Raw genomic sequence first — 22,036 nt, 5'->3', positions numbered from 1 at the left:
GGGCATGCCTGCATTGGCGCGACCCTCGCGCCGAACGCGGCACGGCGGCAAAGCCGCTCCGTGCTGTGTTCCCCCCATGTGCAGACAGGCTTTCGACGCGGCCCAGTGCCGCGTCCTTTTGTCTTGCCTTCCGCCTTTGCCCTTCGCTGTCGCTCCAGGCACCGGCGGCCCGGCGGCGCTGCTGCGTGAGCAGCCAGCGCGCCGGCGAACGCGCCAATGGCCGCAGGCCGGGCGCGTTCGAGGCAAGACGCCTGCACGTTGGACGGCTGCGCCGGATGCTGCGCGACGTGCGGTGCGAATGCACCAGCACGGCAACCGCGACGACACGGCAGCAGCAGCGAGAACGACATGCCCGATGGCACGCCGGAGCGTAGCGAATCGGCGGCCATCATGGGCGTATCTCCAGCCACACCGGATGCGCAATGCCGATCACGGCGGATGCGCTGACCGGGCCGAAGTAACGGCTGTCGAACGATGCTGGATTGGTCACGCTCAACAGGAACAGCTCGCCCGGTTCGAGGCGGCGGCAAAGTTGCAGGGACGGCAGCGCCCGGCCCAGCCGGTCGGCAGGCAGCACGGCGGCGGAAGGCACGCCGTCGATGCGTACCTGACCGGCGACGATGCAGACGTGTTGCGGCGCGACCGCGCCCACACGTTTGAGCAGCGGAACGCGCGTCGGCAGATAGCCGCGCTGCGCAGCGAGCGCGGCGGCCGTGGCCGAAAGCGGCACCAGCACGATGTTGTCCACGGACAACGGGCGTGGCAATGAGGCGGTGCGCGGGTCGAACGGGTCAATGCGATACCAACCGACCGCCACGCTGTCGGACGGGTTGTAGGTCAGACGCGGCAGCGGCGACACGAAAGCCGCCCAGGTCAGCGCAGCGAAGCCGATGGCGGCCAGTGTCGCCAGCACGATGCGAGCGCGCAGGCGTGAGCGAGGACGCGGTGGTACGGCGGGCGCGTTGGCCGTGGTGGTCGGGGCCGTCATGGCAGCACCTTCCCGGCCAGCCAGGCGGTATGCCGCTCGGCGTTGTATTCGGGCAGCGCAAGGCGAGCCGCAAGACGGTTGCCCAGCGTGCACCAGTACGCGGGCGACACGTCGATGGCGGCGATGCCCAGCGCCTCGATGCCGTCGATACGTTCCAGCACGGCGCGCACGTTGGCATCGCCTTCGGCGTGCAGCAGCAAGCGTGCACCCGGCTGCACGCCGGGGATGCGCTGCGCCGCGTCCAGCGGTGTGCAAGCCTGCATCACCATGAGTTGCCAGCGGATCGTGCCGTAGTCGTTGGCCTGCCAGCGGATGCGGCAGAACATCGCGCTCGGCAGGAACACCGCGCAGCGCCGCCAGTCGTCCAGGCGCAGCGTGCGTGCGGGTTCGCCGAAGCGCAGGTAGAGCTTGAAGCGGTGTTCGAGATAGGCCAACGAAACGCGCGTCAGCGGCACGTTGCCGGCCTGTCCGGCGAGTGCTACGGGATGCAGCGGCAGCGCAGCCGGTGCCGCGTTCGCGGCAGGCAAAGCGGATGCGGTCATGGTGTGTTCTCCGGTGGAAACTCCCGCTCCAGCAGACCGCGCAGCAGGTCGGCCACGGTCACGCCTCGCGTGAAGGCCAACACCTTGATGCGCGCCCGCATGGCGGGCGTGATGTCGAGGGTCAGGCGCGCGGTGTAGAGGTCGCCTTTGCCCAGCGCGTCGGCATCGCCCTGACGAATCCACGCCTCGGCGTGCGGATTCGCGGGCGGACGCGCGCCGATGCCGACGCGCTTGCCCGTGCGTTTGCTGTTGGGTGGCTGCTGCGCTGTCATGTCGGCCACCGCAGCAGTTCGTCCACCAGGGCGGTGATCTCGCGGGCGGCGGCACTGTCGGGCGCTGTCTCGCGTGCGAGCCGGCCAGCGGCCACGCTGTCGGCGAACACGATGCGCTGATGCACTTCCGAACGCAGCGCGGGCAGCGGCTGTTCAGCCAGCGATTGCCGCGCTTCGCGCCAGGGCGGCGATGCGCGGCGGGCCGTCGATGATGACGTGATCGGCCCGCCTGGCGAGTTCTGGCGCTTCCTGATGCAGCGTTTCGCGGGCTAGGCCCACGGCGCTGAACAGCCGTGGCAAGCCTTGCTGACTTCTGCGCTGTGTCCAGTCCAGAGATGAACCCTGCGGGTCGGCATCGAGCAGGACGACATGCTGGCCGTGTAGCGCCAGCTCGCCGGCGATGTGTGTGGCAAGCGTGGTCTTGCCGACGCCGCCTTTCTGGTTGAGCAGCGCGACGATCATGGCGTGGCCCTCCAGACTGGAAAGCCAAGCTTTGCCTGCCGTGCAAAACGCTGTTCGCCGTGCCGTTTCGCGGTTGTCCACCGAAACGGCGCGCTTCTACTACAAGTTATGTATTTCTTGTTAGGGAAGTTAGAGGGGCCGCAAACCCGCGCCGTTATTGGCTTCCCGGCGTTTTCGTACTCCTGATAGCACGATAGGCGTACTCCCGATAGCACGATACCCGGTACTCCTGATAGCACGAGGCCGTCCACACCTTTTCCCCGACTTATCCCCGTGCCGTGTGCAGCACGGGCCGGAACGTCAGTAGCTCCATTCCGTCGTCCGGCATCCGCTCGATGCCCAGGACGTAACCGGGCAGCGACTGCCGCGCCACCAGGACGCGCAGGTCGTAAGCAAAGTCGGAGAAGCGCGCAGCGCTGCCCGACTTGCGGTGCAGGTACCGGAAGTCGAATTGCCAGCCGCCCGGCTGCTTGCCGCCGTGCTTGCGCACCAGACGGTACAGCCAGCGTTCGATCCCGCCCTTCAAGCGGAAATAGGCTGGGTCGATGGTCAGCACCAGGGCGGCATCGAGCACGCCCGCATAGAACCAGTCCGGCAGGATCAGTTCGATGCCCAGCGGCACGCCGCTGGCATCGGCCAGCTCCTTCCACTCGTTGATCCACGAGAAGCGATGCAATCGTCTTCCCGTGGTTTCGCGGATGGACGTGGCCACGGTGGTCGATTGCAGCCGGTCGAGCGCGGCTTTCAGGCGCTGGTAGTCGTTGAGGGACGTGCCGCGCCCGATGAAGCGCAGGATCTCGTAGGGGGTGGCGCGTATCCAGCGCGACGGGCGCAAGCCCGCGTCGCGCGCCTCCACGATCTGCGACGCGGCCCATATCAGCACGTCGGCATCCCATATCGTGGCTATGCCATGCTCGGCCGTGCCCTCCACGCGGATGGTGATGCCGCCGGCGCGAAAGTCGATCGGCGCGACGCGCCGCGATTTCGCTAGCGAGAAGAACGGAAAGGCCATCAAGTCTTGACTGTCGCGGGGTGCCATGTCGCCAGGCAGCGCGCGGAACAGGTCGAGCTGTTCGCGCTGCAAGGCTTGCCCTGGCGGGCTGGACATGGTGACGGCCACCCACGCGCCAGCGATCAGCGGCCATCACGGTAGTCACCCGCATGGCGTTCGGCGTACTCCGGGTCGGATGTTGCCTCGTAGCTGCGCTGGTCGGCCCAGGCATCGAGGTCGGACACCGCGTACATGACGCGGCGGCCGAACTTACGAAACTTCGGGCCGCCGCCGATCACGCGTTGTTTCTCCAGCGTGCGCGGCGAAAGGCGCAGGTACTCGGCGGCTTCGTCGTTGGTCAGGTAACGTTGGGGCTGCGCAGGCGCAGCGACAGCAGCGGCGGCAGGTCGCAAGGGAGCGGGTCGCATGGGGTGTACCTCCATCAAGCCCGGCCACACCACGCGGCCGGATAGAGGCACTTTCAAGAAAGTCGGGCTGCTTGCTAAGGGACGTTCTGCAGGGGACGCTAAACGTCCCCCCTACTGCGACAGTGGCGGGAGTTGCGCCAGGCGCCGATAGCCACCGTGCATCAAGGAATCGCCACGGCGCACCAGCCGCCGCACACGGGCACGCAAAGCGCTGTCCTTGTGCCAGTCATCTGCGACGACAGAGGCCCCAAAAAGCCCTTCGGCCACGTCGCGCAAGGACGCGCCAGCCAGGGCGGCGTCGAGCGCCTGCAAGGTGTGCAGCTCCAGCACCGCTGCCGGTGTAGGCCGTGAGCGGGCTGCCGCTGCAGGCGTGGCAATCGTGGCGGCCGCCAAGGTGTCCACTTCAGCGGCGAGCATGCGATAGCGCGCGCAGGGTGTTGCGCAGGCGCGGGCGGCATAGAGATAGGCCATGCCGTCATCCAGCCCCGGCCCAAGCGCGAGGCGTAAGCAGCAGCCGGGCCAATGCGACACAAGCACTAGGCGTTTGCCGTCGTGGATCAGTTGTTTTCTGCCAGGGACGCGCCAGAACTCGAAGGCATGGGCTTGGGGTGGCGGGTCGGCATCGGGATAAACCTGCACCACGGCATCGTGATCGGGAAACCAAGCTGGATGCGTGTCGCGCGAATCCAAGGCCGGGTCTTCCAAGAGACGTAAGCCCCAAGCCTGAGCAGCGTCCGGCCGACGGCGACGGCGTAGCCAGTCGCGGCGGTAGTCGGGATTGCGGCGCAGGTACTCCCAGGCCAGTGCGGGGCCGTCGAGGTGCAGAACGTAGAGATAAGCAGCTGTCGGATACCAGTGTTCGGCGCTGCGATCTGTCATGGCGAAACCTCCCTTTTGCTTGGGGTACGTCGCCACGATTCACGAGATGTAGGAGCTACAGAAATGACATCGGTTTGTCATAAAAAACGGTTAAGCTGTAACGACACGTGTCAAGATCGTGTGGCTCCAACTCGTTGCGCGGATCGTCTGAATGCGACAGCCGCGGGGTCCAAGATCGTGAGCGACGTTAGGTACCGTGCCGTAACCCGTGCCGAAGATCATGACCGTTTGCATCTGACTTGCACCGCCTAGGTGCATCAATGCCGATTCAGACCGAGTAGGTCTTAGGTAGTACCGAAATAGTCATAATTGCCCCGGCTCGCCAAGCCGCACTGGCTTCCATCAGTCGGTGATCGAACCGCTTTCTTGTGCCCGCTGGACGTACTCCGCCAGCGGGCGTGCCGCTTGGAAGTACCGATCTCGCCGCACCGGCAGCTTGCGTGGCCCGACGATGCTGGCTAGGTCAGACAGCTTGACCTTCCCGAGCGCAGGCATGCCGATACCAAGGTCGATCAAGCCATAGGCCGTGTCGCCATCGACAGGGTCAAGTGACACCAGCAGCCACGTCGCATGTGCGTCGGGCGTGAACAACCGCACTACAGGTGACACGTCAAGTCCCTGACCAGCAGCGAGTGCCGCACCGTGGGTCAGCAACTGCGCACGTTCATCAACGGTGACAAGCGGCATGGCCATGGGGAGCCCTCTCTACGAAGCCTAGGATGGGCGAATGGGCTTCTGATCCGAAGCGCAGAGGCGCAAGTCACCAAATCCATAGAAGAACGAAAGCGCAAAAACGTGAGTGTGGGAAGCTGGAAAGGCACGGATGTGATTTCCCGGTTCTGTCGCAATCCACGCATGCGGATTTCAGTAGAAGCACGAAAGTGGGCCTTCCAGCCATGAATGAACACTATAGGTTGTAGCCCTATAGATCGCAATGGGCTGTCATCTTGGTTTTATGGGGAAACCAAGTTAGTGACAGCGAAACACTCATTGGCAACGGCAATACGGACAGTCAGGAAGGCGCGAGGCTTGAGCCAGGAAGCGTTCTCCGACGTGTCCAGCCGTACCTACATGAGTACGCTGGAGCGCGACTTGAAAAGTCCGACCCTGCACAAGCTGACCGAGCTGTGCGAGGTCATGGAAGTGCATCCGCTGACGCTGTTGACGCTGGCCTACGCCGGCGACGATGCGCGCAAGGCCGACGATCTGCTGGCGCAGGTGCGGCAAGAGTTCGAGGCCGTGCTGAAAGAGCGCGACGCGCCATAGCGCGCGTCTTGATTCGTGCAAGCGGAGTGCGCAGCGCCGGCAGGCGCGAAGGCGTGAGGGATTGAAGCCGAATGGACATGACGCCATTGGCGGCATGGGGCGCAGCCCGAAAGCCCGGCGGCGCAATGCGCCGACACGCCATGCTGTTCCTGCTGCTGCCACGGCTTCGAGCCATTCGACCATCAACGATGCGATGCTGGCCCAGGACATGCGGGGCATGAGGCAACTACTGAAACCCTGTGCGCGCGCTGCTGCGATCAGCAGCACCGCGCTCCACCGCAAAGGGCGGGGCGCGGTGTGCGGCCGTCAGGCAGCCTTGGGCTTGCTGCGCGACCAGATCAGGTCGTGTGTGCCGTTCTCGCCTTCGATCAGGCGGGCATAGACCGTCGCCGGGAATGAAGGATCGTCGATGGCCACCGACAGGTAATCCCGCCCGGCCTCGCTGGTTTTCTTCCAAGCCGCGCCGAAATCGTGGCCTGCCGCCTGAAGGCGGAAATCCGGAGCGCTTTCGTTCTCGCCCTTGTCGTTGGGAACCAGTTTGGCCTTGACGTTGAGGGTCAGGGTGCGGAGCTGGCCGGTGAAGCCGTCTTTCTCTGCGGTGAAGGTGCCGATGTTTGCCATGATGAGTTTCCTTTCGGTTGAACAGGGTTCGCGCCCATCGCGTCCTGTTGTGATCCGGCCGGCGGGGGACGGGCTGGCTGCACCGCTTGCGGGCGCAACTCAGTGGAGCGCCTGAAAGCGAAAAGAATTTGTCCCGCGAGGAATGCGCGCAGCGCAGGGGAAATTGTTTTCGCTGGAAGGTTGCAGCCATAGAAGCCCGGCCACCGCCAGGATTCACAAGCAGACAGGACGCCTTGGGCCGACCCGCTCCGAAAGGGAACATGGCCGACTCGGCTCCCCGCACGACGGCTTGACCGGCTTGCGCCCTGACTGGGGCAAGGAGAACGCCCAGCGACAAGTTGAAAGCGCCCTGCCGTAGCTTGCGGCCTGGTGCTTGAGGCGTGGCGTGGAAGCTCCATTGGAGGGCCGGGCGGCGTGTCGGTGAACCGTCCTTCGTGACGTACAGGCGACGAACCGCCAGCGTCGAGGACGGCACGCTTTCGTGCAACCTGTCGCAGCAAGCCGGGGCGTAGCCCCACGCGCCCCGCCCATTGCGGCGGGGCGCGTTCGGAATGTCGTCGGCGCTGTGCGCCGAAGCACTCATGGGCTTCGGGGGGTTCACGCGCACAAGGTCACTTGTGCGCCGCCCCTTCGCCGCCTGCTCGAAGGCGACGAAGGGGCGTTCTGGCTTTGGGCATTGAAACCGGGCGCGGCCCCCGCCGCGCCCGGATTTTTTTTATCATCGGCACCAGGACGGTACGGCTTGGTGCCAATGCTGATGGAACAGCGAAGCGCCCCGGCTGGAACCGGGGCGTTCGGTGGTGGTGAAGATCAGGCGGCGAGTGCGTGGGCCTGTTGCTCGTTGTCGATGGCTTCCGGCTCGTCGTTCGTCACGGCCTGCGGCGCATCCTGCGCCGTCGTGTCGTCGGTGCCTTCGGCCTTGAACACGACAGGCATCCATCCCGTGCCATCCGCCAGCCGTTCGGCTTCGCTGGCAATGTCGCCTTTCTTCAACTTCGCCAGCCGGGTGACGTGCGCCGGGGCGTACTGCTTCACGGCTTCCAGAATCGCGGGCTTGGCGATGTGGCGGAAATAGCCTTCGCTGGTGGGCTTCCACCATGCCGCCATGTCCAGCCCTACGGCCTGCGCCAGTTCCGCGCCCGGTTGCGGCTGCATGGCGCGGGGTGTCACCACGTCCACCGTGACGGCCACGCATACCGCCAGCAGCCGCACCAGTTCATCTTGCGACTTCACCAGTAGCACGGCGAACAGTTCGGCGCTGTCCTCCGGCAAGCCCTCGCCTGCGAACTGCTGCAACTCGCGCAGCGCCACGGCGGCGGTCGAATCAGGTATGTCCGGGGCGATGCCGTCCAGCCGGTTTTGCGCTTTGAGGCTCACGCCCAGCGGCAAGTCGTGGCCGTAGTGGCTGCCCTGCAAGACGGTCTGCACCATGCCATGTACGAGCGCGGCCAACGCCACTTGTGGATGCCGGGCGACTTCGATTTGCAGAGCGGCGGTGCGGTGGGCGCTCAACCGCTGCGCCAGCTTGTCGGACATGGCGGCAGTCTTGTGCTGCTCGTCGTCTTCGCCTCCATCGTCATTCTCGGCTTCGCGTTCGCTGCCAAAACCCTGCCGCAAGCGTTCCAGCGTGCGCAGCGCCTTGGCTTCGGCTTCGCGCATCAGCCCCCGATGAATCACTGCTTCGCCGTTGCGGTCGATGGTGACGATGGCACCAGCCGCGGCCTTCACGGTCGCGCCGTAGTCCTGCAAACCATCTTCCAGCGCCTGCAACTGCTCGCCCACGGCTTCGCCTTCTTCCTGCAAGGCATCGGCCTTTTCCTCGTCCTCGGTATCAAGCGCGTCATCCACGGCGGCGGCCAGTTCGTGCATCTTGGTTTGCAGCTTCTCGATGCGCTGCGCTTCGCGCTTGTTCGGTTCGCGGCGCTCCCTCGGCGCACGCTGGAAGGCGTGCAGGTCGGCATGGGTCACGGCGGGGGTGGCATCCACCCACGCCCAGCCTTCGTCCTTCACCTCGGCGGCGATACCTGCCAGCTTGTCTTGCGCCAGCCGTTCCAGCAGCGCGGCATCGGTCAGATACACGCCCGCGTCACCTTCCGCGAACAGGTCACGGCGCACACCACCGCCTGCGGCTCCGTAGGTATCCAGCCCCACGAAACGCACCAGCGGATGCCGGTATGCGTCAATCTCGCGCTCGGTGAGGCGGTCGCGCAATTGGGAAGGGTTGCGCTGCCACGTCGGCGCGTCGTAGAACGCGGTTTCCTGCGCGGCGTGGTCGTCGGTGATGGCAAGGGCCATCAACTGATCGAGCGTCACGGCTTCGGCGCGGTAGTCGGCCAGCAGCCGGGGCGAGACGTTCGCCAGCTTCAAGCGGCGCTGCACCACCAGCGGCGTGACGCTGAAATCGGCGGCTATGTCCTCGATGGGTCGGCCTTCGGCCACCAGCGCGGCGAATGCCTCGAACTGGTCGGCGGGGTGCATGGCTTCGCGCTGCACGTTCTCGGTGAGGCTGGCCGTGCGGGCGGTGCCATCGGCCACCAACAGGCAAGGCACTTCCCATTCCTTGCTGATGCGGCGCTTCTTCGCCAGCAGCTTCAACGCGGCCAGCCTGCGGCCACCGGCCACGACTTCGTAATGCTCGCCATCGGCGGCGGCAATGACGATGAGGTTTTGCAGCAGGCCGACACGCTGAATGCTCGCGGCGAGTTCGGGAATGGACATGCGCGGGGTCTTGCGCACGTTGCGGCCAGCAGGACGCGACACCAGCCGCGACAGCGGAACCAAAATCAGGTTCTTGGTCGGGTCGGCGGCTTCCAGCGGGATAGCGGCGGCGGTGTTGAGGGCGCGGGCTTCGGTTTGGGTAATGGCGTTCATGGTGATAACTCCTATCGGTTCAGGGATGCAGCAGCGAAGAAAGCGGCAAGGGCTGCTGCCTGCCCCTGCCGCGTGGGGAATCAGGCCTTCAACTGGCGCAGGCCATCGGCCAACATCCAGAGGGCGCGATTGAGGCGCACATCGGAATCAATGCCCTGCACGGGGCGGGTCTGCTGGCGGCGTCCGTTGGCGCTGCGGCCATGCAATCCGCCTTTGGTCAGGTTTTCTTGGGTGCGGTTGAACACGCTCCACAAGTCCGGGCGGCGGTCGTCGAACCGGCGCGGCATCAGGATTTGGCTTTCCGTGATGGGCGCGGGCTTGTTATCGGTGGGGTCGTACTTGAGGGCCAGCGCGGAACGGGCGAACACTTCGGCTTCGCCTTCGTCCAGCGTGATAGCGCGCATCAGGTCGCGGGATTCCTTCACGCGTTCGAAGCCGCTCAACACCTCGAAAGCGCCTTCGATGACAGAACCGGCCACGTCGCCCTTGTGCGGCACGCGCACATCGGCCACGGTATCGCCGCACACAAGGCCATTGCTGCAAACGAACCGGAACATTCCGGCCAGCATCTGATAGCTGCTGGTGCCGTCGTGCGAGTTCAGCAGCACGATTTCATTGGCTTCCGCGCCGTTGATCTGACTGGCATGGCGCAGGCGAATCATGTGTTTGGTGTAGTCGCGGCGGTCGTCGTGCCGCACGCGGGTTTGCGCTGCCATGAAGGGTTCAAACCCTTCCTTGCGCAGTTCCGCCAGCACGGCGGCGGTGGGAATGTAGGCGTACCGTTCGGAGCGGCTATCGTGCGGGGCCTCCGCGAAGATGGACGGGGCTACGCGGCGGATTTGGTCGTCGGACAGCGGGTAGTCACTGCGCAGCGTCGGGGAATGGGAAGCGAATCGAGATGCGAGTTGCATGGTTTTCTCCAATGAGTTGCTGTGGTTTCAAAGCTGACCGGATTCCAAGATTCGGAGCCCGTTGTGGCTTCGGTTGGTTCGGCGCAGAGACCTGGGCCGGTCCTGTTTGCCGCCGTCTTTCCTGAGTTCATCGCCCGCGAAAAACCGGGCCAGCGAGGGACTGGCCGTCAAGGGAGAAGCGCAGGGTTGGTGCGGCCCGCAGCGCAGCGAGGACTCGGCCCTGCGCGCCTTGACGGCCAGGCACCGCGGGCTACGGTCGCGGGAAAAAGCGATGAACTTGGGGAAAGACGAACAGCGGCCAATGGGCCAGGGGGTGCGCTGAAACCAACGCCGCGCGGCGAGCGCCCCTGCGTGCCAGCGGCACGCCTAGCTGGATGGCTGTTGGTCGATCAGGTGCAACCTGTTCGGTGCATGCGAGGGGCGCCAAGCAAGGCGCGGCGGGGATGGGCTGTCCAGCCGATCCCCTGGAGGGCAAGCGCCGCGCGCAGGCCAGGAGCGAAGAGACGGCCGGAGGCATCAGGGATCAAAGCCGCATGGCCGCGACTCGGCACGAGGCGCGGGGCAACGCCCGCGAGCCCGACGGCGGCACGCCGGGATGCTCTACTGTTCACAACAAAATGTAAGTGACGCAATAGTACTTATGAGCCACAATGTAGCTACATCTATTGTGAGCGCAACAATGGCAAGTAACGACGTCGTTCGTGCCCGGATTGACGGGCAGATTAAAGAAGCCGCAACTGTTGTTCTGGCTGAAATGGGGTTATCAATTTCGGATGCGATTCGGATGCTGCTGACCCGAATCGCGGCAGATAAGGCACTCCCCTTTGACATCAATCGTGTGTCGTCCGATTCTGATCGGAAGGCACCATAAGGTTGCGCTGAGGCAAGGCCCGCAAATCGTTTCTCTGAACAGTAGGGATCAAGAATAGTTCATGGCATCTATCAGACCTTCAGCATTCAATCAACGTGAGCGTTTGGACGGCGGCCCCTTCCTTGTCATTGAAGCAGCCGAACCGGAAGAGGAAGGCATTAACGTTTTCTTCACTGATATTCCCGCAGCGGAGCGCAAGCCGGATTCGCCAATAGCGAGACTGCTCAATGTGTGTCCAGACAGATTGACCATTTGGCCTCTTAATATTCGAGAAGATCGCGACGATTACCTGCAACCTAAATACGGCACCCTTGAACGCATCGTCGTCGCTCGGCCTGTTATCGAGCCCTACATACTGCCAGAGACTACTGACGATGTCGTTGGGCTTCTTGAGCAGTTGCCGGATGGGTTTGCCAAAGATTTTCGATTCGGTTTGGGGCTTCTGTGGGAATATCGGCAAATTTGCGAAACAGCCGCCAGCTTAGAAAACGTAAGCATACTCATTGTCCACAAAGGAAATGACGCGAAAATTGATTCGCCATTCTTTATTCTCGGAATAAGAAGATTTCATGAATTAAGAAAAGAATTAAATCGCATAGCCTCTCGCCACCAGAGAGACGCGCGCAAGGACAAGCAATTTCATGTCTACCAGACCTTATTACATGCTGCCGATTCAGCACAATTTCCCGCTCTAAAGAAGAGCGTAAGACCTGATGCACTAACGGAAATGACCGATGGTGGGCGGCAGCATGTGACGCTTTCCAAGCGTGATCGGCGCGCCGCTGTTCGCATGGTTCAAGACAATATAGAAGCACTGGCGGAATCTGAGCCGCGCTCGCTGCTGGCATTAAAGAATGATATTGAGCTCATCACACTGAATCAACTGATTGAGCGATACCAGGAAATGCTTGGAAAAGGACTGACGGAAAGCAAGTGGCAAAGCTTCTTTCTGGAAAATCCTTTCATACTTAGTCTTGCATTTGCCGTTCCAGCCATGCTGGTTCAGGGGCAAGCTTATGCAGGTGGCAAGCGACTTAACGGGTCCGGCGGAAAATTTTCAGATTTTCTATACGCATCCGCTTCCACGGGCAATCTTGGCCTCATTGAGATAAAAAAGCCGCAAACCGAACTGCTAGGAAAATCTCCCTATCGTGGAGATGATGTTTTTGGCCCATCGACAGAATTGGGTGGAGCGATTGCTCAAATTCTAGATCAGCGTTTCAAATTGCAGAGTGAACTACCCGTCATAAAAAATAACATGAACCGATACGACCTCCACAGCTATGCGGTTCGCTGCATAGTTGTCGCTGGCATGACGCCACAAGAGCATCAGCAAAGAAAGTCATTCGAGCTCGTTCGAAATGCGTTCGCAGAGATCGTGATCGTGACTTTCGATGAACTACTTGCAAGGCTAACCGAGATTAAAAATGCGCTCCAACCGATTCCTACCTTAGACACGGTGCCGTTCTAAAACCAACTGACAGTTGGCCATTCCGTAGTTGGGATCAATGGCTGCAGTGTTCAACCAATCCATCGGCCGATCGGCATGTGGATTTCAACAACAAGATTGAATCAAATGCATATATCCAAGCTCAGCCTGGTCAACTACCGGAACTTTCCCAACACGAAGCTGCTGTTCCAGAAGGGTATCAACACTGTCATCGGCGAAAATGGATCTGGCAAAACCAATCTCTTTCGCGCAATCAGATTGCTGCTTGATGACAACATGATTCGCTCTGCCTACCGGCTGGAGCATACCGACTTTCATCGCGGCCTAGGGCGCTGGCAGGGACATTGGATCATCATCAGTCTTGAGTTTGAGGAAATCTCTGCGGATGAATCAGTGCAGGCGCTCTTCCGACATGGGACGGGCGTAATTGAGGAAGAGGCGAACGGCAAGGCCACTTACAACCTGATCTTTCGTCCGAAGAAGGAAATCAGGCTGCGACTTTCTCAATTGAACGATGGTGATCAGGCAGGCCTCGACGCTATCCTGAACCCGGTCACCATCGACGACTATGAAACGATTTTCACAGGTCGGAGTGAAGCCGACTTCAACGACGAGGCCTTCTATAAGGATGTGGTCGGCGACTTCGCGAATGTTCGATTCAATGAAGAGGTTGAATTTCGTGTTATCGGCGCGAAGATTCCGAACGTGCTGTCCGTCTCCAAAGAAATTTCGTTCACTTTCGTCCAGGCGCTACGGGACGTCGTCTCCGAATTTCACAACAACCGGACAAATCCGCTCTTTTCGCTTCTGAAGGGCAAGAGCGGCGATATCGACCCCGTGGCGTTCCAGGCTATCACCGACGGGGTAAAGGCATTGAATGACTCCATCGAAGCGTTGCCAGACGTGCAGGTCGTCCGGACGGATATCAGAGACACCATCAAGGATGCGGCGGGTGAGGCGTATTCGCCGTCTTCTCTTTCTATCAAGTCGGATCTGCCAGACGAAGCTGACAAGTTGTTCCAGTCGCTCAAGCTGTTCGTTGGCGAATCGGGGGAGAGCCACGAAGGACCGATCCACGAGCTGAGCCTTGGTGGAGCAAACCTGATATTCCTCACGTTGAAACTGCTTGAATTCAAGTATCAAAAGGCTAAACAGTCGATCGCCAACTTTCTGCTTATCGAAGAGCCGGAAGCTCACATTCACACACATATCCAGAAAACACTGTTCGACAAGCTCAAATACGACGACACACAGATCATTTATTCGACCCATTCGACGCACATCTCTGAGGTCAGCAATGTTCAGAACGTGAACATCCTCGGCAGAGAAGGTGATCGTTGCGAGGCATACCAGCCTGCAATTGGCCTAAACCCAGAAGAGATCGGCAACATTCAACGCTACCTGGATGCTGTCCGTAGCAACTTGTTGTTTGCCAAGAGCGTCCTCTTAGTGGAGGGCGATGCAGAAGAAATTCTCGTTCCGATCCTGATCAAGAACGTGCTAGGCGTCAGCCTTGATGAACTCGGCATCAGTTTAATTAATATCCGCAGCACTGGATTTCAGAACGTCGCGGTTCTTTTCGATGATGCCCGAATCCGGAAGCGGTGCAGCATCGTCACCGACCTTGACAAGTCCATCATTGACACAACGCCGGCGGCGGGAGACTCCGAAGGGCTGCTCCGGCGCAAGGGCAAGTATCAGGCATCCCAGGAAAAAGGGGTCGCCAGGAAAGCGTTATTGGAAGACACCTTCAAAGATAACGGGTGGGTTTCTCCATTCTTTGCCCCCCATACCTTCGAGGTCGACTTCATTGCCGCCGGCAATGCGCGTAAGGTGGTCGGCATCCTTCCTGATGTCTACAAGGATGCACCAACCATCGCGACGGCCAAGGCGGAGCTCGAATCAGCGGACATCGCGTTGTTCGGTCAGCGCGCATTGACCATGGCGGACAACTACGGCAAGGGATGGTTTGCCATCTTGCTGGGAAAGAAGATCGATCCGCAGACCGCCATTCCGAAGTACATCTTGGACGCCATCGCTTTTGCGCATCCGGTGGTCACTAAGGAAGTCTGGTTTAACGTGCTGAGCTACCGCGTGAACTACATCGATGCAGAAGATATCTTCACTGCGTCTGCCGTATTCGACGACTTTAGGGCCAAGCTGCTGGCCTTCCGAAATGGAGACATCGACTTCGTCGGCATCCGAAACGAGATGCTTGCCACGTTCCCAGATGATCGCATCAACGATGTACTCGCGGTGTTCTGATCATGTTCATGTGGAACAAAGATGATCTGAATCCCGAGCAGGAAGCAGCCATTCTGAAGCCAGGGAGCGTCTTTCTCATCGCTTGCCCGGGCAGCGGGAAAACGCGCACGCTCACCTACAAAATCGCCTATGAGTTGTCCAGGCTGAAATCGAACAAGCAGTTTGTCGTTGCCATCACTTATACGCACCGTGCCGCCGACGAAATCCACGAGCGCATTGAGAGCCTTGGGGTGGATACATCCCGATTATGGATAGGAACGATACATTCGTTCTGTCTTGAATGGATATTGAAACCGTACGGCATCTATCACGAAGCGTTGGATCGAGGCTTCCGTGTGATCGATCAGCATGAGCGCGAGAAAATCCTGGAGGCATTGTGCAAGCCTTACCAGAAGCCAAAAATAACATTCTGGGATTGTGAGTTTTATTACACCGAAACTGGATATGTGCTCTCCTGCCCACAAGATTGGAAGCATTCGGGTCTTCACGTCATATTGGGCAAGTATTTTGAGATTCTGCACGAAAGTCGGCAGCTAGACTTTGAGCTCATTCTTTACTATGCGTACCAACTGATCGCACGTCATCCTGCGATCAGCACTCTTCTGGCACAGTTGTTCTCTTTCGTGCTGATCGACGAGTATCAGGACACCAAACGAATTCAGTATTCGATCATCACCGCCATTCTGAAAGCTGGTCAAGGTGCGACCAAGGCCTTTATTGTCGGAGATCCTAACCAGGCGATTTATCAATCGCTTGGCGGATATCCGATTGCCTTCGAGGATTTCAAGGCGATGGCCAATATCGATTTGGACGAACTCGAACTGTCGCGGAACTACCGTTCTTCTGAGCGCATCATTGAGTACTTCGGAAATTAAAGCATGAAATTAAACGTAGATTTATCAGAACTTCATAAAGTTGCGGCCAAAATGCACGATGCTGTTTATTGCTCTCATTGTGAAAAATGCGGTGATAACAAGCATTATTTTGAAGGGGACAAAGTGCCTGATTCATGTCTTAAATGTGGGGAGCATAAAGGCCTCTCAATCATTAGTGTTAACTGAGCGGAATCTCGCATGAAACTCATAGGTAGCTTAACTAAGGTCCTCAATACTCATTGGGTTAACGCATGGTATGCAATAGCTTGTGATATGGAAGCCAATAAACACTACGGCGATGCCAATTCGTTGATATTTCGTATAAAACTGTTTGCAAAAACCTTTTTTAAAAATAGCTAAGAAGTACGGAAACAAAAGAGCAAGGTGAACTGCCGAAATTAACTATCCACACTGTAATTGTATATTTAGCTCTTAACGCTTGGTTTAAGTCACATTCCCTTTCGCCTGAAGATATTGAATTAAAGGCGCATAAACGCCGGCATCAGCTTGGCGTAAGCTCGCAATGTACTCACCCCGCTCTTGGCTTTGTTTATCCAAATCTGTATTGGACCAAACTAAAGGCTTTTGTTTGAGTAGTACCATTCGTATGTAGTCCGTCATCACGCGCGAGTGACGTCCGTTGCCGTTAGGAAAAGGGTGAATTTTAACTAACCTGTGCTGTATCCGAGCCGAGAGTTCTAGGCTGTCATAGTGTTCAAACTCAATCCAGCATTTGATGTCTTCCAGAAAGTTGTGTAAATCTGGCCGGATATTCAGCGGATCGACACCAATGTTCAACTCTCGGTGACGGTAGCTGCCGGCCCATTCCCACACATCACCAAGCAAACGTTGATGCAACTCTTCCACAAACGCCATAGAAAGAATGTCATCCATGCTGGTTTTAGGCGTCGTGGCTAACCAACTCAACCCTTGTAGTATGTTGGCATTTTCAAGCTCATTAAGCTCTTCGCGAGTCGTGATGTGATCAAATTTCAGCCCGGCAACATCATCGGCATTTAGTTGGGTTGCGCCCTCTGGCTCAACAAACAGACTCATTGGTATTTCTCCTGCAAACTGACTTTCCACAAATCTCGGGTGCTGCCCGATTTAATCTCATTGGCTAATTGAACCAGCGCTTGCTGTTGTTGCTCTGAGGTTAACTGCTGTGCTTCTAAAAACATCGATTGGTGGCTCATGGCCAAACGCTGCTTGGCCAACTCCATAGCGCGCGCTTCTATCATGTCATCAATCGACTGACGCGGAATAATCGCATAAACCAGTTCGGCATCGAGCCCGCTCGCCAGTTGTTTAAGTTGTTTGAGTGTGATGGTTTCATCGGCTTCTTTACGCTCCAATATGGAGACTTGATTACGAGAGAGATTAAGACGTTCACCTAATTGCGCGCCCGACATCCCCAAGGCCTCACGGATACTGCGCACCCAACCATTTTTCGGCGGTTTAGGCACAGATAAACCGAGTAAAGCGCTGATTTTTGCTTTGACTTGCTTGAGTGCAACGGCATAGACACCGGATTTTTTCATAATTTTGTATCTCTAATTAAATACACTACAACGACAATAGTATCTAATTTTGCATACATTATAAAGATTTTTGTATCTAATTTTTAATACACATCAAAGGCAAATGTATCGATTATAAAATACGCTACTTATTTGGCTATCTGTTTACTGGACAATGGTCGTGTCAAATTCATCTTGGAAGAGCAAACGTCTTCGGCAGCGCTAGAATGGGAAGTGAACGGTTTAGGTTGATTTAGAATGGGGGTTGTTTTGGGAAGTACACAATCCAGACTTCTGCTCTGAATGATTTCTGTCCAGAAACGTGTTTGAATGGGGCCATCAATCTGTGGATGCTCAAGACAACCTGTATGATACTTTATTACTCAGTTGTAGCGTGACTCAGATTTTGTAGTAGGAATTAGTATGAATCTTTATTTCTGGGTGAGTATCATTTAGAACGGTACGATCAGGGTTACTTGGCTGTTTAGTATGAGACTTATTCCTCTCCCACAACCGCCTTTATTGGCGGTTTTTTCATTTAGATTCACGACAAAATGACGATTAACTTACAGTAATAGCAAATGCTGGTGGCTTAACTTTCTATGCTGGAATGGCATCTAGCTCGTGCTGCTTTTTTGCCTCAATGCGTTTCCACACTTTGTCATGGAAGTAAAACACTACAGTGTTAATCGCGGGTTCTACTAAGGCTACTGCGCCACCGACGACTACGCTGCCAGTTAATAAATAGGTTACGGTAAAAGCGACGCTAAAATGTAGTACAGCAAAAGTGAGTGTCTTAGTCATGATCTTGTCCTCTAAATAGGCTCCCAGCGGGAATACTTAGATGATAACAATTCTCATTAAAGTTAAAAGCTGTGTTTTCAGATTAGTTTAAACGGTTTTATCTATTTATCCGTTGTAAAAAACATAAAGCCCTCACGATGGAGGGCTTTGAGCATTTAAACGTAAATTAATACGATTCTAAAATTAGTAGTGCCAAGGGAAGGCTGAAAAATCTTGATCGCGTTTTTCGAGGAAGGCATCGCGTCCTTCCTGTGCTTCGGCGCTCGCATAGGCTAAACGCGTCGCTTCACCGGCAAATAATTGCTGACCGACCATACCATCATCAGTCATGTTGAAACCGTATTTAAGCATACGCATAGCCGTAGGCGACTTAGAGTTAATCTCTTTGGCCCACATTAATGCTTCGGTTTCTAGCTCTGCATGGGGAACGGATTTATTGACCATCCCCATGTCGAAGGCTTCATCGGCGCTGTAGTTAAAACCACAGAAGAAGATTTCGCGGGCACGTTTTTGACCTATCATCTTGGCGAGATACGCACTGCCATAACCTGAGTCGAAGCTCGCAACATCGGGATCGGTTTGTTTAAATATTGCGTGTTCTTTCGAGGCTAAGGTTAAGTCGCACACTACGTGTAAGCTATGGCCGCCACCTACCGCCCAACCCGGCACAACGGCGATGACCACTTTAGGCATAAAGCGGATAAGGCGTTGTACTTCTAATATATGTAAGCGGCCCATTCTGGCTTGATCGGCTTTGCCTTCTTCAGCGCCTTCATATTTATAGCCATCTTTGCCGCGAATACGTTGATCGCCACCTGAACAGAACGCCCAGCCACCATCTTTTGCCGAAGGGCCGTTCCCCGTAAGCAGTACGCAACCCACATCAGACCATTGGCGTGCATGGTCGAGTGCGATAAATAATTCATCAACGGTTTTAGGTCGGAAGGCGTTACGGCACTCTGGGCGATTAATGGCAATGCGTACTGTGCCGTGCGCTTTGGCTCTGTGGTAAGTAATATCGTCGAAATGAAATCCACTGACTTCATCCCATAGGGTGGGATCAAAAATGTCTGATACTTGTTGGGTCATGATTCATAGGCCTTTATGCTGTAATGCCTCAAAGGCTAGGCGGAATCATATATAAGGTCAATCACCTAAGTCTAAACCTTAGCGCTATATAGCAAAATCCCGTTTGCCTATGAGTCTGTAATGATTAAAGGTGATCACATAGATAAAGCTGATTATCTTTGCTAAATACTGGATGTTGAGGTGCCATAGTACCGCAATAGTTAGCCTTAAAGTCGGCAATAGACTCGGGTGTCATTGGAATTTGATTGAAGGCTTCGAGTTCTAATGTGGATAAACGTTCTATGATGTCGGTTCTTACCTTAGTCAGTTTATGGTCGATTTTAATAATTTTTGTTCCTGTCATAGAGTCAACTTTATTCTCTATTTCTTTGATCATCGCCTCAGTCTTTGCAATAGGAACATCTAATTTATCTGTTTCTGTGTATAAGTAATATAAAGCACCCGCGAGTAGCGCCAATATGATCCAACCTTTCATCTTTTAGTCCAACATAAGTGAATAACCATTAAGAATATGGGTATAATAAGCTAGTTTTCGTCCAATATTAAAGCAGTAAAAGGCTGTAACGATGAACTCAGAATCTAACAACAAGGACTATTCGAAAACCAATCGAATTAAGATTCACCAGCCAGATGCGAGTAAAGCCGATCGCTTTAATCCTCGTAATCGGATTTATGTCCGAGCCATAGACGGTTTGTGGAGTAGCGTACGTCGCCGCATGGGCTGGATTGCCATGTTATTTTTCCTGCTTTTACCTTGGATCCCTTGGGGCGACCGTCAAGCCGTATGGTTTAACTTGGGCGAACAAAAGTTTCACGTCTTCGGTTTAACGATTTGGCCGCAGGATCTCACCTTGCTTGCAGCGTTGTTTATGATCGCTGCCTTCGCTCTGTTTTTTGTGACCACCTATCTTGGCCGTGTTTGGTGTGGATACACTTGCCCCCAAACAGTATGGACCTTTATGTTCATCTGGTTCGAGGAAAAACTTGAAGGCGCACGCAATAAACGCATTAAGTTAGATCAAATGCCATGGAGCTTTGACAAACTCTGGCGCAAAACGGCAAAACATACGGCCTGGCTATTGCTCTCACTGATGACGGCGATGACCTTTGTGTCCTATTTTGTGCCAAGTCGTGAAGTCTATGTCGATGTATTTACGCTTAATGCTTCTGGCGGTATCTACTTCTGGGTCGTGTTCTTTACACTTGCCACATACGGCAATGCGGGTTGGATGCGTGAAATCATGTGTATCCACATGTGCCCTTATGCTCGTTTCCAAGCGGCCATGTTCGATAAGAATACTTTTATCGTGGGTTACGATACTAAACGTGGTGAGACCCGTGGTCCGCGTTCACGCAAAGATGACCCTAAAGAGCTAGGGCTTGGCGACTGTATCGACTGTGACTTGTGTGTGCAGGTATGTCCTACGGGAATCGACATTCGTAATGGTCTGCAATATGAGTGTATTAACTGCGGCGCTTGTATCGATGCCTGCGATCAAACCATGGATCGTATGGGATATGAAAAAGGGCTTATCAGTTATACCACCGAGAACAAGTTAGAAGGAATTAAGCAAAAAGTGCTGCGACCTAAACTTGTCGGTTATGGCGTGGTACTGATAGCGATGATATTAGTCTTTATATACTCCAGTGCGACCATAGCACCTGTGCGTATGGACATCATTCGTGACCGCAACCAACTCTATAGAGAGAACAATCAAGGTTTGATTGAAAACACCTTCACCTTGAAGATTCTTAATAAGACAGAGCAATCCCACGAATACACTATGAGTGTCGAAGGATTAGACAACTATAAATGGTACGGTCCAACTTCGGTCACTATTGCGGGTGGTGAAGTGTTAACTCTCCCTATTAGTGTCGGTATCGATCCGGTTGAGCTGTCTAGTTCAGTTACTAATATCGAGATAAAAGTGAAAACTCATATCGACGGTGAAGAAGTCGAAGTTGAGCAAGAATCTCGCTTCTTTAGTCCATAGATAACAGTATTTATGATGATCTAGCTGAGCGTGACTCATATATATTGCCAGACTTAATCGAGATAAAGGGGCTTTTTAGCCCCTTTTTTATACGTATCGTTTGATAAGTAAACGTCTAAACCATTAATCGTTATTTTCCTACAAAAAGCCCTTGCGGACTTTCTCAATCTCCCTATAATGCGCATCCACTGACACGGCAGACGGCGTTAAGCAGCCTGACGAGTTAGGTTGAATTGAGTCGCTTTTAAGCACTTAATTCAAGCGCAGCAAGAAGTTGTAAAAAACTCCTTGACGCGAAACGGGAAATGCGTAAAATGCACGACCCTGAGCTGATGAAGCATCAGCCCGACCCGCCGGCAACGGTATGTGGTCAACGCTCTTTAACAAGATAAAACAAGAAATCTGTGTGGACACTCACAGGTGTTGAGTTAATCGAAACTGCTTAACCTTCGGGTTAGCAGTCAAAAATTTAAATCAATGTTTTCAAGTCATTCTCCTTAACGGGAAGGGTGATTGAGTGTTCATAGTAATATGTACAGTTTGTTTCTTTAGTTAGAAACAAAAAATCAGAATTCATTGAGCCGCTGAAGTCGCAAGACGGAAGCAACAAAACTTTAATTGAAGAGTTTGATCATGGCTCAGATTGAACGCTGGCGGCAGGCCTAACACATGCAAGTCGAGCGGCAGTGCAAGGGAGTTTACTCCTGAGGCGGCGAGCGGCGGACGGGTGAGTAATGCCTAGGGATCTGCCCAGTCGAGGGGGATAACAGTTGGAAACGACTGCTAATACCGCATACGCCCTACGGGGGAAAGGAGGGGACCTTCGGGCCTTCCGCGATTGGATGAACCTAGGTGGGATTAGCTAGTTGGTGAGGTAATGGCTCACCAAGGCGACGATCCCTAGCTGTTCTGAGAGGATGATCAGCCACACTGGGAC

Annotated in this window: 21 protein-coding genes, 1 rRNA gene and 1 pseudogene; 7 read left to right on the top strand and 16 right to left on the bottom strand. The window is 55.9% G+C overall.

Going from position 1 to position 22,036, the window contains the following annotated elements:
* Positions 1–388: 388 nt before the first annotated feature.
* From L5M40_RS21270 to L5M40_RS21235, 8 genes and pseudogenes are all read right to left on the bottom strand, one after another.
* Entirely contained in the window at positions 389–988 is a 600-nt protein-coding gene (locus L5M40_RS21270) for a S26 family signal peptidase (protein WP_100185505.1), read from the bottom strand.
* The gene (locus L5M40_RS21265) at positions 985–1,530 is read right to left on the bottom strand and encodes a DUF2840 domain-containing protein (RefSeq protein WP_100185504.1); all 546 of its coding nucleotides are present in this window, start codon (positions 1,528–1,530) and stop codon (positions 985–987) included. Before L5M40_RS21265 ends, L5M40_RS21270 begins: the two co-directional genes overlap by 4 nt.
* On the bottom strand, positions 1,527–1,802 hold the full coding sequence (locus L5M40_RS21260) for a chromosome partitioning protein ParB (protein ID WP_100185503.1): 276 nt from the start codon (positions 1,800–1,802) through the stop codon (positions 1,527–1,529). Before L5M40_RS21260 ends, L5M40_RS21265 begins: the two co-directional genes overlap by 4 nt.
* Positions 1,799–2,264, bottom strand: a pseudogene (locus tag L5M40_RS21255) (AAA family ATPase). The gene L5M40_RS21260 and the pseudogene L5M40_RS21255 overlap by 4 nt, the downstream one beginning before the upstream one ends.
* A 265-nt stretch (positions 2,265–2,529) precedes the next feature.
* The gene (locus L5M40_RS21250; RefSeq protein ID WP_210943932.1) at positions 2,530–3,372 is read right to left on the bottom strand and encodes a replication initiator protein A; all 843 of its coding nucleotides are present in this window, start codon (positions 3,370–3,372) and stop codon (positions 2,530–2,532) included.
* 26 nt (positions 3,373–3,398) lie between these two features.
* Entirely contained in the window at positions 3,399–3,683 is a 285-nt protein-coding gene (locus L5M40_RS21245; RefSeq protein ID WP_004883058.1) for a helix-turn-helix transcriptional regulator, read from the bottom strand.
* A 111-nt stretch (positions 3,684–3,794) separates the two neighbouring features.
* Positions 3,795–4,562 carry a DUF2285 domain-containing protein gene (locus L5M40_RS21240; RefSeq protein WP_164176497.1) on the bottom strand — a complete coding sequence of 256 codons (768 nt, stop codon included), beginning with the start codon at positions 4,560–4,562 and terminating at the stop codon, positions 3,795–3,797.
* Positions 4,563–4,904: 342 nt separating this feature from the next.
* The gene (locus L5M40_RS21235; RefSeq protein WP_164176496.1) at positions 4,905–5,255 is read right to left on the bottom strand and encodes a DUF2958 domain-containing protein; all 351 of its coding nucleotides are present in this window, start codon (positions 5,253–5,255) and stop codon (positions 4,905–4,907) included.
* Between the two features lie 279 nt (positions 5,256–5,534).
* On the opposite strand from L5M40_RS21235, the gene L5M40_RS21230 reads away from it, so the two are divergent.
* Positions 5,535–5,828, top strand: coding sequence for a helix-turn-helix domain-containing protein (locus tag L5M40_RS21230; protein ID WP_164176495.1), 294 nt, complete (start codon positions 5,535–5,537; stop codon positions 5,826–5,828).
* A 306-nt stretch (positions 5,829–6,134) separates the two neighbouring features.
* On the opposite strand, the gene L5M40_RS21225 is transcribed toward L5M40_RS21230, so the two are convergent.
* From L5M40_RS21225 to L5M40_RS21215, 3 genes are all read right to left on the bottom strand, one after another.
* The gene (locus tag L5M40_RS21225) at positions 6,135–6,449 is read right to left on the bottom strand and encodes a DUF736 domain-containing protein (protein WP_049445269.1); all 315 of its coding nucleotides are present in this window, start codon (positions 6,447–6,449) and stop codon (positions 6,135–6,137) included.
* Positions 6,450–7,259: 810 nt separating this feature from the next.
* Positions 7,260–9,320, bottom strand: coding sequence for a ParB/RepB/Spo0J family partition protein (locus L5M40_RS21220; protein WP_263204446.1), 2,061 nt, complete (start codon positions 9,318–9,320; stop codon positions 7,260–7,262).
* 80 nt (positions 9,321–9,400) lie between these two features.
* A complete protein-coding gene (locus L5M40_RS21215) occupies positions 9,401–10,231 on the bottom strand; it encodes a DUF932 domain-containing protein (RefSeq protein WP_004883049.1) in 831 nt (276 codons plus the stop codon).
* 679 nt (positions 10,232–10,910) lie between these two features.
* On the opposite strand from L5M40_RS21215, the gene L5M40_RS21210 reads away from it, so the two are divergent.
* The 4 genes from L5M40_RS21210 to L5M40_RS21195 all read left to right on the top strand — a co-directional run bounded on the left by L5M40_RS21210 (position 10,911) and on the right by L5M40_RS21195 (position 15,692).
* Positions 10,911–11,102 (top strand): type II toxin-antitoxin system RelB/DinJ family antitoxin, encoded by a 192-nt coding sequence (locus L5M40_RS21210; protein WP_004883046.1) that lies wholly within the window; start codon positions 10,911–10,913, stop codon positions 11,100–11,102.
* Between the two features lie 61 nt (positions 11,103–11,163).
* Complete coding sequence (locus L5M40_RS21205; RefSeq protein ID WP_004883043.1) at positions 11,164–12,573, top strand: Shedu immune nuclease family protein; 1,410 nt, start codon at positions 11,164–11,166, stop codon at positions 12,571–12,573.
* A gap of 105 nt (positions 12,574–12,678) precedes the next feature.
* Complete coding sequence (locus tag L5M40_RS21200) at positions 12,679–14,817, top strand: AAA family ATPase (RefSeq protein WP_004883041.1); 2,139 nt, start codon at positions 12,679–12,681, stop codon at positions 14,815–14,817.
* A gap of 2 nt (positions 14,818–14,819) precedes the next feature.
* The gene (locus L5M40_RS21195; RefSeq protein ID WP_263257211.1) at positions 14,820–15,692 is read left to right on the top strand and encodes a UvrD-helicase domain-containing protein; all 873 of its coding nucleotides are present in this window, start codon (positions 14,820–14,822) and stop codon (positions 15,690–15,692) included.
* A gap of 444 nt (positions 15,693–16,136) precedes the next feature.
* On the opposite strand, the gene L5M40_RS21190 is transcribed toward L5M40_RS21195, so the two are convergent.
* From L5M40_RS21190 to L5M40_RS21170, 5 genes are all read right to left on the bottom strand, one after another.
* Positions 16,137–16,748 (bottom strand): mobile mystery protein B, encoded by a 612-nt coding sequence (locus L5M40_RS21190; RefSeq protein ID WP_263220986.1) that lies wholly within the window; start codon positions 16,746–16,748, stop codon positions 16,137–16,139.
* A complete protein-coding gene (locus L5M40_RS21185) occupies positions 16,745–17,233 on the bottom strand; it encodes a mobile mystery protein A (protein ID WP_263202751.1) in 489 nt (162 codons plus the stop codon). The genes L5M40_RS21190 and L5M40_RS21185 overlap by 4 nt, the downstream gene beginning before the upstream one ends.
* Before the next feature lie 579 nt (positions 17,234–17,812).
* Positions 17,813–18,016, bottom strand: coding sequence for a DUF2061 domain-containing protein (locus L5M40_RS21180; protein ID WP_105250772.1), 204 nt, complete (start codon positions 18,014–18,016; stop codon positions 17,813–17,815).
* A gap of 183 nt (positions 18,017–18,199) precedes the next feature.
* Positions 18,200–19,105 (bottom strand): 1,4-dihydroxy-2-naphthoyl-CoA synthase, encoded by a 906-nt coding sequence (locus tag L5M40_RS21175; RefSeq protein ID WP_113941423.1) that lies wholly within the window; start codon positions 19,103–19,105, stop codon positions 18,200–18,202.
* A 124-nt stretch (positions 19,106–19,229) separates the two neighbouring features.
* Positions 19,230–19,580, bottom strand: a complete 351-nt coding sequence (locus tag L5M40_RS21170) for a hypothetical protein (protein ID WP_105250770.1) — start codon at positions 19,578–19,580, stop codon at positions 19,230–19,232.
* Between the two features lie 91 nt (positions 19,581–19,671).
* On the opposite strand from L5M40_RS21170, the gene ccoG reads away from it, so the two are divergent.
* Together ccoG and L5M40_RS21160 are read left to right on the top strand one after the other, a co-directional pair.
* Positions 19,672–21,099, top strand: a complete 1,428-nt coding sequence (gene ccoG / locus L5M40_RS21165) for a cytochrome c oxidase accessory protein CcoG (RefSeq protein WP_263257209.1) — start codon at positions 19,672–19,674, stop codon at positions 21,097–21,099.
* A gap of 615 nt (positions 21,100–21,714) precedes the next feature.
* Positions 21,715–22,036, top strand: a 16S ribosomal RNA gene (locus L5M40_RS21160); the annotation flags it as partial.

Origin of the sequence: Shewanella sp. SM68 (assembly GCF_025653925.1) — a bacterium.
In the GTDB taxonomy this organism is placed as follows: Bacteria; Pseudomonadota; Gammaproteobacteria; order Enterobacterales; family Shewanellaceae; genus Shewanella; species Shewanella oncorhynchi.
This window is presented reverse-complemented; position numbering and strand designations above follow the sequence as displayed.

Coding starts and splice junctions, on each gene's coding strand:
- L5M40_RS21270 (WP_100185505.1), bottom strand. CDS start 988: ATGACGGCCCCGACCACCACGGCCAACGCGCCCGCCGTACCACCGCGT.
- L5M40_RS21265 (WP_100185504.1), bottom strand. CDS start 1,530: ATGACCGCATCCGCTTTGCCTGCCGCGAACGCGGCACCGGCTGCGCTG.
- L5M40_RS21260 (WP_100185503.1), bottom strand. CDS start 1,802: ATGACAGCGCAGCAGCCACCCAACAGCAAACGCACGGGCAAGCGCGTC.
- L5M40_RS21250 (WP_210943932.1), bottom strand. CDS start 3,372: ATGTCCAGCCCGCCAGGGCAAGCCTTGCAGCGCGAACAGCTCGACCTG.
- L5M40_RS21245 (WP_004883058.1), bottom strand. CDS start 3,683: ATGCGACCCGCTCCCTTGCGACCTGCCGCCGCTGCTGTCGCTGCGCCT.
- L5M40_RS21240 (WP_164176497.1), bottom strand. CDS start 4,562: ATGACAGATCGCAGCGCCGAACACTGGTATCCGACAGCTGCTTATCTC.
- L5M40_RS21235 (WP_164176496.1), bottom strand. CDS start 5,255: ATGGCCATGCCGCTTGTCACCGTTGATGAACGTGCGCAGTTGCTGACC.
- L5M40_RS21225 (WP_049445269.1), bottom strand. CDS start 6,449: ATGGCAAACATCGGCACCTTCACCGCAGAGAAAGACGGCTTCACCGGC.
- L5M40_RS21220 (WP_263204446.1), bottom strand. CDS start 9,320: ATGAACGCCATTACCCAAACCGAAGCCCGCGCCCTCAACACCGCCGCC.
- L5M40_RS21215 (WP_004883049.1), bottom strand. CDS start 10,231: ATGCAACTCGCATCTCGATTCGCTTCCCATTCCCCGACGCTGCGCAGT.
- L5M40_RS21210 (WP_004883046.1), top strand. CDS start 10,911: ATGGCAAGTAACGACGTCGTTCGTGCCCGGATTGACGGGCAGATTAAA.
- L5M40_RS21205 (WP_004883043.1), top strand. CDS start 11,164: ATGGCATCTATCAGACCTTCAGCATTCAATCAACGTGAGCGTTTGGAC.
- L5M40_RS21200 (WP_004883041.1), top strand. CDS start 12,679: ATGCATATATCCAAGCTCAGCCTGGTCAACTACCGGAACTTTCCCAAC.
- L5M40_RS21195 (WP_263257211.1), top strand. CDS start 14,820: ATGTTCATGTGGAACAAAGATGATCTGAATCCCGAGCAGGAAGCAGCC.
- L5M40_RS21190 (WP_263220986.1), bottom strand. CDS start 16,748: ATGAGTCTGTTTGTTGAGCCAGAGGGCGCAACCCAACTAAATGCCGAT.
- L5M40_RS21185 (WP_263202751.1), bottom strand. CDS start 17,233: ATGAAAAAATCCGGTGTCTATGCCGTTGCACTCAAGCAAGTCAAAGCA.
- L5M40_RS21180 (WP_105250772.1), bottom strand. CDS start 18,016: ATGACTAAGACACTCACTTTTGCTGTACTACATTTTAGCGTCGCTTTT.
- L5M40_RS21175 (WP_113941423.1), bottom strand. CDS start 19,105: ATGACCCAACAAGTATCAGACATTTTTGATCCCACCCTATGGGATGAA.
- L5M40_RS21170 (WP_105250770.1), bottom strand. CDS start 19,580: ATGAAAGGTTGGATCATATTGGCGCTACTCGCGGGTGCTTTATATTAC.
- ccoG (WP_263257209.1), top strand. CDS start 19,672: ATGAACTCAGAATCTAACAACAAGGACTATTCGAAAACCAATCGAATT.